The organism is Methylolobus aquaticus, assembly GCF_054172105.1.
Window position 1 is genome coordinate 307,052 of the sequence record NZ_JBSYXP010000001.1, and the last position, 14,487, is coordinate 321,538.

At 64.2% G+C, this 14,487-nt stretch carries 15 protein-coding genes; 13 read left to right on the forward strand and 2 right to left on the reverse strand.

Annotation, left to right across the window (positions count from 1 at the left end; translation table 11 throughout):
• Window positions 1-2: 2 nt before the first annotated feature.
• The gene (locus ACW73L_RS01395) at window positions 3-419 is read right to left on the reverse strand and encodes a nuclear transport factor 2 family protein (protein WP_498919547.1); all 417 of its coding nucleotides are present in this window, start codon (window positions 417-419) and stop codon (window positions 3-5) included.
• Between the two features lie 210 nt (window positions 420-629).
• Between ACW73L_RS01395 and ACW73L_RS01400 the strand changes: the two genes are divergently transcribed.
• The 3 genes from ACW73L_RS01400 (at window position 630) to ACW73L_RS01410 (ending at window position 2,988) form a co-directional block, all read left to right on the forward strand.
• Window positions 630-1,130 (forward strand): DUF1269 domain-containing protein, encoded by a 501-nt coding sequence (locus tag ACW73L_RS01400; protein WP_498919549.1) that lies wholly within the window; start codon window positions 630-632, stop codon window positions 1,128-1,130.
• Window positions 1,131-1,209: 79 nt separating this feature from the next.
• Window positions 1,210-1,380, forward strand: a complete 171-nt coding sequence (locus tag ACW73L_RS01405; RefSeq protein ID WP_498919550.1) for a rubredoxin — start codon at window positions 1,210-1,212, stop codon at window positions 1,378-1,380.
• A 123-nt stretch (window positions 1,381-1,503) separates the two neighbouring features.
• Entirely contained in the window at window positions 1,504-2,988 is a 1,485-nt protein-coding gene (locus tag ACW73L_RS01410; protein ID WP_498919836.1) for a glycosyltransferase family protein, read from the forward strand.
• 13 nt (window positions 2,989-3,001) lie between these two features.
• Here ACW73L_RS01410 and ACW73L_RS01415 read toward each other — a convergent pair whose 3' ends face one another.
• The gene (locus ACW73L_RS01415; RefSeq protein WP_498919551.1) at window positions 3,002-4,552 is read right to left on the reverse strand and encodes a hypothetical protein; all 1,551 of its coding nucleotides are present in this window, start codon (window positions 4,550-4,552) and stop codon (window positions 3,002-3,004) included.
• A gap of 190 nt (window positions 4,553-4,742) precedes the next feature.
• On the opposite strand from ACW73L_RS01415, the gene ACW73L_RS01420 reads away from it, so the two are divergent.
• The 10 genes from ACW73L_RS01420 to ACW73L_RS01465 all read left to right on the forward strand — a co-directional run bounded on the left by ACW73L_RS01420 (window position 4,743) and on the right by ACW73L_RS01465 (window position 14,412).
• Window positions 4,743-4,952 (forward strand): hypothetical protein, encoded by a 210-nt coding sequence (locus ACW73L_RS01420; protein WP_162560089.1) that lies wholly within the window; start codon window positions 4,743-4,745, stop codon window positions 4,950-4,952.
• A 56-nt stretch (window positions 4,953-5,008) separates the two neighbouring features.
• Entirely contained in the window at window positions 5,009-5,599 is a 591-nt protein-coding gene (locus ACW73L_RS01425; protein ID WP_498919552.1) for an A24 family peptidase, read from the forward strand.
• Between the two features lie 109 nt (window positions 5,600-5,708).
• Window positions 5,709-6,623, forward strand: a complete 915-nt coding sequence (gene cpaB / locus ACW73L_RS01430) for a Flp pilus assembly protein CpaB (RefSeq protein ID WP_498919553.1) — start codon at window positions 5,709-5,711, stop codon at window positions 6,621-6,623.
• A 2-nt stretch (window positions 6,624-6,625) separates the two neighbouring features.
• Complete coding sequence (locus tag ACW73L_RS01435) at window positions 6,626-8,254, forward strand: type II and III secretion system protein family protein (RefSeq protein ID WP_498919554.1); 1,629 nt, start codon at window positions 6,626-6,628, stop codon at window positions 8,252-8,254.
• Window position 8,255: 1 nt separating this feature from the next.
• Window positions 8,256-8,600, forward strand: coding sequence for a hypothetical protein (locus tag ACW73L_RS01440; RefSeq protein WP_498919555.1), 345 nt, complete (start codon window positions 8,256-8,258; stop codon window positions 8,598-8,600).
• Between the two features lie 121 nt (window positions 8,601-8,721).
• On the forward strand, window positions 8,722-9,903 hold the full coding sequence (locus ACW73L_RS01445) for a CpaE/TadZ family protein (RefSeq protein WP_498919556.1): 1,182 nt from the start codon (window positions 8,722-8,724) through the stop codon (window positions 9,901-9,903).
• Between the two features lie 106 nt (window positions 9,904-10,009).
• A complete protein-coding gene (locus tag ACW73L_RS01450; RefSeq protein WP_498919557.1) occupies window positions 10,010-11,461 on the forward strand; it encodes a TadA family conjugal transfer-associated ATPase in 1,452 nt (483 codons plus the stop codon).
• 23 nt (window positions 11,462-11,484) lie between these two features.
• Window positions 11,485-12,459 carry a type II secretion system F family protein gene (locus tag ACW73L_RS01455; protein ID WP_129882428.1) on the forward strand — a complete coding sequence of 325 codons (975 nt, stop codon included), beginning with the start codon at window positions 11,485-11,487 and terminating at the stop codon, window positions 12,457-12,459.
• Between the two features lie 35 nt (window positions 12,460-12,494).
• Window positions 12,495-13,409, forward strand: coding sequence for a type II secretion system F family protein (locus tag ACW73L_RS01460; protein ID WP_498919558.1), 915 nt, complete (start codon window positions 12,495-12,497; stop codon window positions 13,407-13,409).
• Window positions 13,410-13,464: 55 nt separating this feature from the next.
• On the forward strand, window positions 13,465-14,412 hold the full coding sequence (locus tag ACW73L_RS01465; RefSeq protein WP_498919559.1) for a tetratricopeptide repeat protein: 948 nt from the start codon (window positions 13,465-13,467) through the stop codon (window positions 14,410-14,412).
• Window positions 14,413-14,487: the final 75 nt, after the last annotated feature.

Here is a 14,487-nt window from a genome sequence, read left to right on the forward strand (position 1 = left end):
GCCTACAGCCGTTGCTTGATGTGCCGGATCACGGCGGATAGCACCGGGATCCGTTCGTAGAGGAACTCGCCCATGTCGAAGTAGTCCCGGTGGTAATTGATCCGCGCGTCGAAGCGCAGGTGGCTCGCGCCGGCCAGGGTGATGATCTCGCCACGGCGAAAGCGCTCATGCTCGACGTGCATGACCCAGGTCAGGACGGCCTGATTGCCTTGCTCGATCGTCTGATCGAAATCGAAGCGACAGGTCTTCACGCCCTCGTAAAGGCGACGGTAGTAGCCGGTTAGTGCCGGCAGCCCCTGAAGTCGGTGCATCGGGTCCTCGAATTCGACATCGGGAGCGTAGATTGACTGGAGTAGATCCAAATTGTCGCCGTTCAGACGGTTGAACACGTCTTTAACGCGAGGTAACAAATGGTTCATCGGCGGGGCTGCGTTTTGTTGTTATGGGAGTCACCGCGGTGGACTTCGCAAGCGCGCGCGTCAAGCGCGTCGCCAAGTGTGCAGACCCCTGAGCAGGCAGAAAAGTTCGGTGGCCGCGCCGCATTTGCGGCGTGTGCACGGCGCGCGGCATTTGCGATAATCGCCCCGCCGGCCCGATGCCGGAAACGATAGCCACGGAGTTTCCCTGACATGAGCGAACTGATCGTCTTTGCCTTTGATGATGACACGACTGCCTATGCCATGCGCGCTGCGTTAAGCCGTATGCAGCAAAGCTATCTGATCGAGATGGAAGATGTCGTGGTCGTCCACAAGGACGAACATGACAAGGTCCGGCTCGACCAGGCGGTCAACCTGACCGCGCAGGGCGCGGTTGGCGGCGGATTCTGGGGCATGCTCATCGGGCTGTTGTTTCTGAACCCGCTGCTCGGTGCGGCGGTGGGGGCAGGAGCCGGCGCGATCAGCGCTTCGCTGACCGACATCGGGATCAACGACGATTTCATGAAGGACCTTGGCGACGGGCTCAAACCGGGGACCTCGGCGCTGTTCGTCCTGTTGCGAAAGGTGACCGCGGACAAGCTGATCGAGGGCTTGCGCGAGTTCACGGGCCGCGCCCGCGTCATGCAGAGCTCCTTGTCCAAGGATCAGGAACAGGACCTGCGGGCCGTGATCGAAGGCCAAAAGGTCGACTGACGCGTAACCACAACCCACAACTCTCAACGTTCCGGGCGGTCAATTGGCCCGGTGCTGCCCTACGACCTGAGGAGTCAACATGGCGGATACACGACAATTCATCTGCTCTGCATGCGGCTACATCTACGATGAGGCCGAAGGCGATCCCGATTCGGGTGTCGCACCGGGAACCCTTTGGGAGGACATCAGCGACGAGTGGGTGTGCCCGGAATGCGGGGTCGACAAGAGCTATTTCGATCCACTGGATTGACCGCTGTCCAACACGGCGGCGGCAGGCCGAGGGTCCTCGACCCCGGCCACCGGTGACGGTTCGGCGCAAGGCTGGCCGGCTTCGGCGCAGGGAGGCCTCGAACGACGTGTCCTGACGGCCATCATCCTCGGCGGTTTCGTCGCGCGGGCCGCCGTCGCCCTGGTTTCCGAAAACATTCTCTGGCCGGACGAGATATTCCAGTATCTCGAGCAAGGCCATCGGGCCGTTTTCGGGTACGGCTACATTCCGTGGGAGTTCCGGTATGCGGCCCGTTCGTGGCTGTTGCCCGGGTTCATCGCGTTTTGGCTGTGGCTCTGCAAGACCGCCCAGCTCGACGCCCCAAGCTTCTACGTTCCCTTCATCAAGCTGGTCTTCTGCGCGCTGTCGACCACGCTGATCTTTAGCGCCTATCGCACCGGACGGAATCTTGCCGGAGCGAGGGCCGGCCTGCTGGCGGCCTTGCTGGTCGCCGGCTGGTACGAGCTGATCTACTTCGCTCACAAGCCGCTGACCGAAGCCGTGGCGACCTATACGCTGGTGGCGTCCCTGGCGTTCGCAACCGAGCCCCGCCCCGTGCAGCGGCAGGCCTTCTGGTATGGCCTATTCGCTGGGCTGGCCGTGGTGCTGCGGCCACAGTATGCGCCTTGCGTGGGGATCATCGGCCTTTATGGACTGTTCCGATGGCCAGTGCGCGCGACGGCTTCAGCCGCGGCGGCCGGGTTCGCGGCCGTGTTGCTGGCCGGCGCGGTCGACCGGTTGACCTGGGGGGGATGGTTCGAGACATTCATCGTCAGCTACCGCCTGAACGCAGTGATGCATGTCAGCGAGTGGTTCGGCACGCTGCCTACCTTGTGGTACGCCGGTGCCATCTCCGCGACCTCGGCCGGCTTGCTCTGGCTGCCGCTGTCGCTGGGCTGGGTTCGGCGCCTATCGGTGTCGAGGCTGCCCGTGGTCTGTGCGGCTGCCGTGCTGGCGACTCACAGCCTGATCGCGCACAAGGAGTACCGTTTCGTCGTGGGGGCGTTGCCGCTGCTGTGGCTGACCGCAGCGGTCCTGCTGGAACGCGCTCTTGCCACACGGTTGCTCGATCGGCGCGGCGCCCTGATGGCGATCGCCGTGTTCTTCGCCGTCTCCGCTCTGGGCCTGACCTACCGTCTGCCGGGGCAGGTGCGGGTCTACGACGCCGGCCCCTTGCTCGGCCGATCGCCGAATCTCGACGCCTACCTGGCCTTGTCGCAGGCGCACGGGCTCGGCGCGCTGCTGTCGAACGAGGATGGACGCTTTGCGCCGCCAGTCTTGGGTACTGGCGGGTATTACTACCTGCACCGGCGCGTTCCGGTTTATTTTCCGTCGGAGCTCCGCGCGGCCGGCGAAACGCCCGCTTCGTTCCGCGACGTCGTCACGCATTTTTTGGGGCCGGCCGACGCTCCGGCAGTCGAGGGCTTCACGCTCCAGACTGCATTGGGTGCCCTGGAAATCTGGCGCCGCTCGTCGGGAGCGGGCTCGTTACGACCGGTCTGCATACCTTACGCACCGGCCGATGGCTTTGTCGATCAGGCCCTGCTTGGTCTGCGGGTGCACCGAGCCCTACCCGGCAACTGTCGCTGAGGGCCCCGGCGACTCATCGGGGAGGACCGATGCCGGGCGTGCCACGCAAATCGCGGGTCGCGTCCGGAGAAGCTCGGGGAAGCGTCCCACGCCGCACGTGAACGACGACAAACAGGTCGGCATACAGTCGCTGCCAATGGCCGCTCTGCTCCAGCCAGGCAACCAGCGGCCGCCCGGGATCGAATAGGGTCCAGGTGACCCGGTACTCGTCCAGCAGCGCGGCAAGGACGCCGGCGTCCTGAAGGTTGATCGCAGCCAGATAGCGCCGCAGGAAGTCCTCGCCGTACAAATCCAGACGACCGTCGATGAACGGCCGGATTCCGCGAAAGATCAAAGGGCCGCCGAAACCGGGGTTGTTCAGGACATTGCCCGTGACACCGTGCTGGCGAGCCACGTCGATAGCTCTGAAGACACCCAGCCGCTCGTCGGGATGTGGGTTCGCCCGATAGGTGCCGCCGATCAGGGCCAGCAGCAGAATGCTGGCCAAAGCGGCCGAGCGAGGGCTGAGCCCGTGGGCGAACCGTCGGCAGAAGCCATTGAACGACCCGGGACCCTGATGGCCCGAAGACGGTTCCGCGCCCTGATCGCGCAGGGGGCCGGCCAGCAGCAGCGGGCTGATCAACCCGAGCAGCGCGACGTGTCGGATGTGGTGCAGTGCCATGTGGATCAGAGCCAGCAACAGGATCAGGCGCAGCGGCGCCAGACGCAGGCCTTGCGTTAAGGCATAGGCCACCAGCAACAGTAACCAGAATTCCAGCGCCTGCGGTTCGTGAAAGTCGGGAGACTGCCATTCCGTGATCATGTCGAGCAGGTACGGATGGCCATAGAGCAGCGCCGGAAACAGCATGCCCCGGATGCCGTAAGGGGTCAGCAGTGCCACGCCCAGGCCGGCAATCAGGAAGCGCAGCCACGCCCCGGCGAGCCGGTTGCGGGCCGGCCCCGTTGCCGCGGACAGCACCACTTCTGCCCCCAGCGCACCAGCGAGCAGTAGTCCGAACGTGAAACTGCCGTGCAGGTTTGCCCAGATCCACAGTATCCCCAGGCTTGCCCAAGGGGGGGGGCGGCTCTCATCCGCGGCGTGGACCAGCGCCCCGACCCATCCCACCAGCAACGGCATGACCAGCACATGGGGGCGCAATAGAAAATGATGGACCGACAGAAAGAAGGCGAGGGCCGTCAATGGCACGGCGTAGACTGGTTGCAAATGCTGCAGCAGGAAACGCAGCAGGATTGAGTAGGACAGGGCGGCGCAGAAGGCGACGAGGATCAGCAGCGCTGGCCAGCCGCCGACATCGAATACCCGTGCGAAGGCGACGGCAGCCAGCCATTCGTGGGCGATCCAGGGGGCATCGAACCGGGAGAACGAGAACGGGTCCGTATGCGGGACGTGCCCGTGGGACAGGATCCATTGTCCTGTTGCGATATGCCAGAAAACGTCGCCGTCGTGAGCGAAGTGTGTCAGCAGGGCCGCGAAGAAGAACAGCAGGGCCAGGATCGGGAGGGGAAGCGCGAAACGCCGTTCCGACCTCGGCGTCGGGGTACTCGCTGTGCGCGCGGGCGTCATCGACCGCAGTCTCCCGCAGCCCTTCTGTTTATGAAGTTAGAATGTATACTGCGCACTTGGAACGATGACGGGGCGGGCGCAGCGTGTCCGACAACGAGTGCCGCTGCGGGTACAACGCCGGAAAGGGAAAGCGTTGAGTGGCTTTCCGCAGCGCCGGCTGGTCATGATAGCTTTTTGTGAGGGGTAATCAATGAAATCCTTGGTCCGGAAACTGCGAGCGCTGCGCCGCGACGAAGAGGGCGCGGAAACCGTCGAGTGGGTGATCGTCGTCGCCGTCCTGGTCGTTGCAATCGTCGGTGGGCTCAGCTTCCTCGGAACATCCGCCAACAATGCGCTGAGCAACATCGGCGCCTACGTGTCCGGGGCAACCGGAGGCCTCGGTGGCGGTGGTACGCCGTAGTCCACCCATACAGGTTCCACGTCGCTGGACCTGACCTGCGGCCAAGGAAGGCCTGCTTGCCTCATGTACCACCCGCGCATCCCGCCATCGCTCTCAGTCTTTGCTTGACGCTCGCCGCGTTGACCGCGGCGGCGCGTTCCGATTGCCGCAGCCGCCGCATTCCCGACGGACTCAACGTCGTGATCTTCCTCGGCGGGTGCGGATTCCAGTTCTGCTTCGCGGGTCCCGATGGACTCGTAACGAGTGTCTTGGGCATGGGTATGGGCTTGGCGCTGAGCCTGCCGCTTTACCTGTTTGCCGGCCTCGGTGGCGGCGATGTCAAACTCCTCGCGGCTGCCGGCGCCTTCCTGGGCCCTATCCACACTGTCACGGCTGCCGTTTGGGCGGCCCTGATGGCCGGGGCAGTTGCCGTGTTGGCCGTGGGCGCGTCGCCAGACCGGATGCTGACACTGAGGCGCTGGGCGGCTTTGCTGCGCTTGGCGCCCCAATCGCCGGCGAGTGTCCACGCTGCCGACCCGGGTAAACGCCGCATGCCCATGGCGCCGGCGTTGACCTTGGGTGTGCTGGCCGTGATATTGCAGTCGGCTGACTTTGCGCGCATATTCGCGATCCGGGAACTGCTGGACCTGATTCGATGCACCGCCTGACCCTATCGACCAATCCCTGGAACACGGCGCTGACGCCGCGGGTTGAGTTCGGCGCTCGTGCCTCGCGGGTTGCCCGGTTACGCTTCTGCGATTGGCGAGTAACGCGCACGTGAACGGGCGACTCCTGAGCATGTTCGTGGCGGCGGTCCTCATGGCCGGCATCGCCTCATGGATGGCGAAACGTTACATCGAGCAGCGGGCAGCGCCTGCTCCCGTCCAGATTGCGACGACGCCGGTCGTTGTCGCGGCTGGCGACATCCCCTTTGCCGCCAAGATCGAACCGAAACATGTGAAGTTGATCGCCTGGCCCAGTCAGTCCATGCCGGCCGGCGCTGTGTCCGATCTGAAGCAGGTGGAAGGCAAGGTGGCGCAGCGGAGCTTCGTGCGCGACGAGCCCGTGACGCGCGAGCGTCTGCGTGATTATCTTGGCGGCAGTACCCTGTCGGCCATGATCAAGCCGGGGATGCGGGCGATCAGCCTCCGCGTGGATGACGTCGCCGGCGTTGCCGGATTCATTCTGCCCGGCAACAAGGTGGATATCCTGGGTACCCTCCCAGATAAGGACAGCTATACGGTGCTGTCCGGCGTCAACGTGCTTGCGGTCGACCAGGAAGCCTCCCCCGAGAAGAACCAGCCGGCCCTGGTGCGGGCGTTGACGGTCGAAGTATCCCCGCAGCAGGCGGAATTGCTCGACCAGGCGGGACATCGCAGCCCGCTCCGCTTTACGCTCCGCAATCCCCATGACGAGCAGCCCCTGCAGCGAGTGCCGGCTGTCCCCGTGCCGCCGGCCGCGCCACGCGCGACCGTTTCGCCGCCGCGTGTCGCGCCGGCGCCGAAAGCTCCGACGCCGCCCGCGTTGACCGTCATCGAGTGGACCGGCAAAGGTCAGGTCGTCGTGGAGCGATGCACTCAATGGCCTTGCGGTGGTCGAGCCTCGTCCGGTGGCAGTCCGCTCCCGACGCCGGCGGCACCGCATGCCGAACTGCTGAACTCGATTTCCGCGGTCGGGCAGGCCATAGAGTGAACGTGGCATTAGGCAACGCGGGGTCGTTCTGGCGCGGGATAGCCCTGTCGCTGCTGCTCGGGGCACTCTCTGGCGTTGCCCAGGGCCGCGTCGTCATGCGCGACGTGGATTCCGACCACATCGAGATCCCCCATCGCAAGGCGCGCGTGATCTCGACCGAGCAAGGCGTCGCCCGCATCTCGATGGCCGATCCTGAAGTGGCTGAACTGATCGTGCTGAATCCGCGGGAAGTACTGATCCATGGCAACAAACTCGGCAGCAGCAATGTGCTGTTGTGGAACGCGGCGGGTCAGGTTTTCAAGACACTCGATCTGGAGGTGATCTACGACCTCGATACCCTGAAGCAGAAGCTGTTTCAGGCGCTGCCCGACGAGCGCGGGATCGAGATCTACGTGTCGGCCTGCCGGATCGTGCTGAAGGGGCAAGTCTCCAGCCTGGCCAGAATGGATGCGGCGCTGAAGATCGCCGGGAGCTTTGCGGTGCAGACCGCGAAGCAATGCGCCGGCGGTGGAGGTGCCGCTGCGGGTGGCGGCGGTGCCGTGCAAGGCGGCCAGGGCGGCCAGGGCAGTGTCGAATGGAATCAGAACGTCATCAACCTGCTGACCGTCGCTGGTGCCCAGCAGGTGATGCTGTCGGTGATCGTCGCCGAAGTCAACCGGAACCTGTTGAAGACCATGGATGTTCGCTTTCGAACGTTCGGCAGCCAGGGCGATTTTCTGGCGGGCCTGGTCGGGCAGGGGGGCGGCAGTGTGCCCGGTGCACTGATTCCGGGCGGGGCGATACTGCCGGCAAGCGGCGCCTTCGGCGGTTCGCGCAACGTCGGGACTCAGGCCCTGGAGACGATCGCCAGCGGCGGGGTGTTCAACTTTCTCGGGAACAATGTGCTGGTCAACGTCGTGCTCGACATCGCCAAGACGCAGAACCTGCTGAAGATTCTGGCCGAGCCGAATCTGACCGCGCAGAGCGGTGAGAAAGCCTCGTTCCTGTCGGGTGGCGAGTTTCCCGTGCCGGTCAGTCAGGGCGGCGGCGCCGGCTTCAATGCGATCTCGGTGGACTTCAAGCCTTTTGGTGTCGGTGTCGAGTTCGTGCCGATCGTGCTCGATCCACAGCGCATCAATCTGAAGACCAACGTGACGGTGTCGGACATATCCAGCGATGCGGCGATTGCAGTGGCGGTCGGCACCACCGGCAACGAGTTCGTGATCCCGTCGCTCAACACGCGTCAGGCATCGACCACCCTGGAACTCAATGACGGCCAGACGATGAGTATTGCCGGCCTGATCAACAACCGGACGCGCGAGGCGTCGTCCCGCTTTCCGTGGCTGGGTGACGTTCCGGGCATTGGCGCCTTGTTCCGGAGCCAGGAGTTCCAGAACAACCAGACCGAACTCGTGATCTTCGTGACGCCACATCTGACCCGACCCATCGATCCGCGCGAGATCCGGCTGCCGGTCGATAATTTCGTCGAGCCCGACGATATCGAGTTCTATCTGATGGGCAAGATGGACGGGGCCGTGCGTCGCGGAACCAGCCTGAACCGATTCATGGAAACCCTGGGCTCAGGAGGGAAGGGCGGACTCGAAGGGCCGGTCGGCCTGCAACTCGACGATGAACCTGAACAGGAGCCTTGACATGGCGACGCCCAGCGAGAGAAGTCTGACGGTCTGTTTGGCTCTGGCTGCGGCGGCCGCGAGCTCGGCGGGCTGCTCGCCGGTGTGGAGCGTGGATCCCCTGCTGCTTGACGACCCGCTGGGTGCGTCGGCCCGGCACACGCTCGTGGCACAGATCTACGATCCCGAGGCGGCGGCGCACCCGGATCCGAATCCGGTGACCCGGTTCGACGGCTACAAGGCCAACAACTCCCTGCAGGATTATCGCCTGACGGTTCTCCAGAGGCAGAACATTCGAACCTTCAGCGTCACCAACAGCAGCCAGTTCACCGGCGGCGGTGGTGGCGGCGGAGGCGGTGGGCAATGAGACACCGGGCCCATGTCCGCATCCTGAGCGCAGCACCGACAGCCTCGAGGCTCCTCCCACGGTCGGCCATGGCGCCACACCCTCGATGCTTCGCGTGGACCGTTCGAGATTCAACTGATCGATGACGCAGCAGACGCTGACCGTATTCCTTGCCGGGCGCTCCGAGCTGAGCCTGAAAAAGCTGCAGCTGGAGCTGCAGGGCATACCGCATGCCGTGATCGAGAGCCTCTGGATTCCCGCGGTCGAGGTCGACCCTCTGGGCTATCTGACCACTCGGCCCGACATCGTCGTGCTGGAACTCGGGGTCGACCCCGACGCCGAGCTCGCAAATCTGGGCAAGACGCCACTCCATCTGCGCCCCGTCATCTTTCTGATCGGCCCGCCGGACAACACCGTCCTGATGCGCAAGGCGCTGCAGGCGGGCGTGCGCGACTATTTCGTGCGGCCCGCGGATGCCAACGAGGTGGCGGCCGCGCTGCGCCGGGTCGTCAAGGAGAAGCTGGAATCAGGCTCCCGTTACGGGCAACTGAACGTATTCATGAACGCCAAGGGTGGCTCCGGCGCGACGCTGATTGCCTCCAACGTGGCACACATCATGAGTGCGGAGCTGGGCATCGCCACGGCGCTATTCGATTTCGACTTCCAGTTCGGATCGGTTGGGCTCAATTTCGATCTGCATGCGACGCACACCACCGCCGGCGTGATCAGCGACATCGACGAGGTCGATCTGGTCGCGCTCGAAGCCTACATGTCGAAGCACCGCAGCGGTTTGAGCGTGCTGACGCATTCCTCCCAGGAAATTTCACTGCCCGGCGAGATACCGGAGGCCAAGGTCAAACGCCTGATCGAACTGTCGCGCCGCTTGTTCGACCAGATCGTCGTCGACATCCCGAGGCTGTTCGATCCCGTGCTGGCGCGGGTCATCGACGAGGCCGACCGGTTCGTCCTGGTCATGCAGCAGAGCGTCGCGCACGTCCGGGATACCAAACGGCTGCTGCAGATTCTCCGGAACGACATGAATGTGCCGGACCAGCGGCTGCTCGTTGTCGTCAATCGCTATTCGGAACGCTCATCGATGTCGCTGGCCGAGCTCAAGCAGACGCTCCGCTTCAACCATGTCTATGCCTTGCCGAACGACTACCAGAATGTCGCGCAGTCCACGAACATCGGTCAGCCCCTGCTCGAATTTGCCGCTAATGCCGAGATTTCCCGCGGTCTGATCTCGCTGGCCGAACTGTTGACCGGGCGGCAGCGTCGTCCCGCGAAAAACCTCATCCAGCGCCTGTTTCCGTTTCTGGATTGAGACTGGAACCGGGGGCGGTTATGGCAGCCATGCGGATGGGAGAGCCCTCACACCGTGGATCGGTTAGCATAGGATCCCCAAGGACTCAACGGCCTGCCTGACTTCGATGAATTCGCCGCTGGATTTACGCAGTAGAATCGGGCTCCTCGGGCAGTCCAAACCGGACCCGGACAAGTCCCGTGCCGTGTCGCCGCGGCGGAGTGCGCGCGATAACGATGCACCGACGCGGGCCTTGGCGGATCCCTCGGCGCCGGTCGAGGGCTACGGCCTCGACCTGCCCGTTCTGAGCGACCGCGAACTCGAGTTCAAGGAGCGCATACACCAGCGGCTCCTGGAGATTCTCGACCTGTCGCTGATCGTCACGGTCGAACCGTCGCAGGCGCGCAAGCAGATCCGCGAGACCGCGCTGCGGTTGTTCGACGAACAGTCCGCGCCCCTGAGTGCCCAGTCGCGGATTCGTGTCTGCCAGTTGATCGAGGATGACATTCTCGGCCTCGGGCCGCTGGAGCCGCTCCTGTCTGAGCCTACCGTGTCGGACATCCTGGTCAATGGGTGTCGTCAGATCTACGTCGAGCGTTTCGGTCGCCTCGAGCCGACGCCGCTGCGTTTCGTATCCAACGAGCATTTGCTGAAAATCATCGACCGTATCGTCTCGTCCGTGGGGCGTCGTATCGACGAGTCCTCCCCGATGGTCGACGCGCGACTCAAGGATGGCTCCCGGGTCAACGTGATCATCCCGCCGCTGGCACTGGACGGCCCCATCCTGTCGATCCGGCGCTTCATGAAGGATCGGATGCAGCTCGACGACCTGGTGCAGCGGACGCGTTCGCTGAACCTGCCCATGGCGGCCTTTTTGAAGGCGGCCGTGGCCGGGCGCCTGAACATACTGATTTCGGGCGGTACCGGCAGCGGCAAGACGACGATGCTGAACGCGTTGTCGCAATATATTCCGCGCTCCGAGCGCATCATCACGATCGAGGACTCGGCCGAACTGCAGCTGCGGCAGGATCACGTGATCCGGCTCGAAACCCGGCCGCGGAACATCGAGGGCAAGGGGGAAGTCACGCAGCGCGATCTGGTTCGCAACAGTCTGCGAATGCGGCCCGACCGCATCGTGGTCGGCGAGGTTCGCGGCGAGGAAGCCTTCGATATGCTGCAGGCGATGAACACCGGACATGACGGTTCTTTGACGACGATCCACGCCAACAGTCCGCGCGATGCGCTATCGAGGATCGAAAGCATGATCTCGATGGCGGGCTTCGATTTTCCGCTGCGGACGATACGGGCGCAGATCGCTTCGGCGATACACGTGGTCGTGCAACTCGAGCGCATGACCGATGGCGTCCGGCGGGTCACCAGCATCCACGAAATCAGCGGTTTCGAGGGGGAAATTGCGACTGCCGAGATCTTTCGTTTCGAGCGGCGCGGGATCGACGAACATGGCCGCGTACAAGGTGCCTTCGTGGCGACCGGCATCGTGCCGCGCTTCAATGAGATCCTGCAGCGCCGCGGTGTGCCGGTGGACATGTCGACCTTCGACGCCGAGTACCGCGACTGAGGTGGACGGTACCGGAGCACGCCATGCCGGATAGCCTGTTGCTGCTGTTCACGCTGTTCGTCTTCGGGGCGGTGCTGCTACTGCTGCAGCTGTTCCTGATTCCCGTGCTGGGCAGTGCGGCGGCGGACAGCCGACGAATCCGCCGCCGCCTGCGGCAGCTTTCGGGCGATCGTGGCGAGGCCAGTGTTTCTCTGGTGCGAGAGAAGTACCTCAAGGAGTTGTCGCCGTTCGAGCGTTGGATGGATAGCCTGGCAGGCATGGATGCGCTGGACATCATGATCGAGCAGTCAGGCCGCCTGTTTCCGGCCTATCGGCTGGTCCTCGGAAGTCTGGTGCTGGCCGCGGTGTTCGGGCTGGCCGGCTGGGTCGCATTGCACGACGCGCGAGCCGCCGCCGCTTTGTCCGTGCTCGCGCTGCTCGCCCCCTATGCAAAGGTTGCCCGCGATCGGCGCAAACGGCTGAAGAAGTTCGAGGAACAACTGCCCGAGGCGCTGGACATCATCACTCGGGCGCTGAAAGCCGGTAACCCCTTCCTGGTGGCCTTGTCCTACGCAGCCCGCGAGATGGACTCGCCGCTGTCGGACGAGTTTTCGATCGTGTTCGACGAGATCAACTACGGTCGCGATCTGGCCGATGCCTTCCGCTATCTGCTGCTGCGGGTGCCCAGCGTCAGCCTGATGGCGATGAGCACGGCGATCCTGATCCAACGCGAGACCGGCGGCAACTTGTCCGAGATCCTCGACAAGATCGCGCGGCTGCTGCGTGAGCGCTTCGTTTTCGAGCGCGAGATCGGCGTGCTGGCTGCCGAGGGTCGAATGTCGGCCTGGGTTTTGTGCCTGATGCCGTTGTTTGTGGCCGGCCTGATCCAGTGGATGAATCCGCGGTATTACCAGGAGATGCTGGCGACCCCGGCGGGCCGCAACCTGCTTGGGGTCGCGGTTGTGCTGCTGCTGGTCGGCATGCTGTGGATCAGCCGGCTCGTGAAGATCGAGGTGTGAACGTGTGCGACCGATCTGAGCGTGGAGACCCCTGAGTGGCCGGATCGTTCGGTTTGTGGCTGCCCGTGCTGCTGGTCGGCGCCGCGTGTTTTCTGCTGGTGTTGGCGATCATGGAATGGTTACTGCGGTCGCAGGACCCGATCCGGCGGCGCCTCGGGCGGATCCACAACACGGAACGTCTGGGCCGCGCGTCCCGGTTCCCCTGGCTGGAGCGGATGGGACGATGGGTGACCCCTCGCGACCGCGAAGCCGTACTGCGGATCCGCGAGCGTCTGTTCCATGCGGGCTTTCGCTCGCGGGACGCGATGTCCGCCTTCTTCACGGTGCGCTACGCGCTGGCTCTGGGACTGCCGTTGTTCATGCTCCTGATCGGGCTGTTCGTGCCGGGTGGCTTGCGGGCCGTCTTCGTCCCGGCGGTACTGCTGCTCGGCATCGGTTACGTTGGCCCGAGTTTCTGGCTCGACCGGCGGATCAAACGTCGGCAGGTCGCCATTCGTCATGCTTTGCCGGATGCACTCGACCTCCTAGTGGTCTGCACCGAGGCAGGGCTCGGCCTGGATGCCGGATTGCAGCGCGTGACGCGGGACATGGATGTCAGCCACCCGGAGATGATGGACGAGTTGACGATCGTGATCGCGGAGATTCGGGCGGGGGTCGACCGGATGGAAGCCCTGCGCAATCTCGGCAAGCGCACCGGTCTGGATGACATCCAGGCGCTGGTGATGACGCTGGCCCAAAGCATGCGGTTTGGCACCAGCATCGCCGAGAGTTTGCGCTACTACTCCGAGGAACTGCGGACCAAGCGCATGCAGGCGGCCCGCGAACAGGCGGCCAAGTTGACGGTGAAGATGGCCTTGCCGCTTGGTGTCTGCTTCATGCCGGGTTTTTTGATCATCACGGCGGGGGCCGCGATCCTGTCGCTGGTCGTCGCGATGAAGTCGATGGGATGAGCAGCGTGCGTTTCACTGCGTCGGGCGGCAGGGTCCGCAGCGACGGGAGATGATGATGTTGAAGATGCCTTGTGCCCGTGTCGCGCTGCTGGCTGTGTGCCTCGGCGCATTGTTGAACGCTTGTGCCGGCGACAAGGGGAAGCTGCCTCCCAAGCCATCGAACGGATCGGAGCAGTTCTCCGGAAGTGCGCAGAAAAGCCTGCTCGACCAGTTGTTTCCCACGGTGCAGTCGGCACCGGAGGCACTCGCCCTCGGGGATGGCAGTCTGCGGGAGGGCAAGGAGGAGCTGGCGCTGGTCTACTACCTGCGCGCCTACGATCTCGACAACCGGAACCTCGACTCGCTGCGGAAGATGGCGGCGATTTACGTCCGCCGTGGCGATACCCGTCTGGCGGATCTCGCCTACCGGGCGATGCTCAAGGCGGCGCCCAACGATGCGGGAGCGAACGAGAGCCTGGGGCTGAGCCGGCTCAATGGTCGGCGCTATGGTGAGGCCGAGGGCTATCTGAAGCGCGCTCTGGCGTCCGATCGACGGCGCTGGCGCTCGATGAATGCACTCGGGATCATCGCCGACCTGCGCGGCAACCACGGCGCCGCGATTGCCCACTACCGCGCTGCCGCGGCCGTAGTGCCGGAGTCCCCGATGTTGCTGAGCAATATCGGCTATTCGCATTATCTGGCGGGCGATCAGCGCCGCGCGCGCGAGTATCTGAACCAGGCCTTGGGGTTGGACCCGCGGTACGGGCGCGCCGCCCGCAATCTCGGCCTGGTGGAAGCCAGGGACGGACACTATCAGGCGGCGATCGGCCTGTTGTCGCAGGTCATGCGGCCGCACGCGGCCTACAACAATGTCGGTTATGTCTGCATGATGAAGGGCGACTACCCGCAGGCGGAGAAATTTTTCTCGGAGTCGATAGCGCTGGCACCGAGCTATTACGAGCGGGCGCACGACAATCTGAAGCAACTGCGGACTCTCACGGGGTCGGCCGCGCAAGGGTCCTGATCCGGCGGCTGCGCGGTCGGAAATGCAGTCGGTCTGATCGGCAGCGGGCGGTGTTGGATTTAGCCGAGTGCAGGA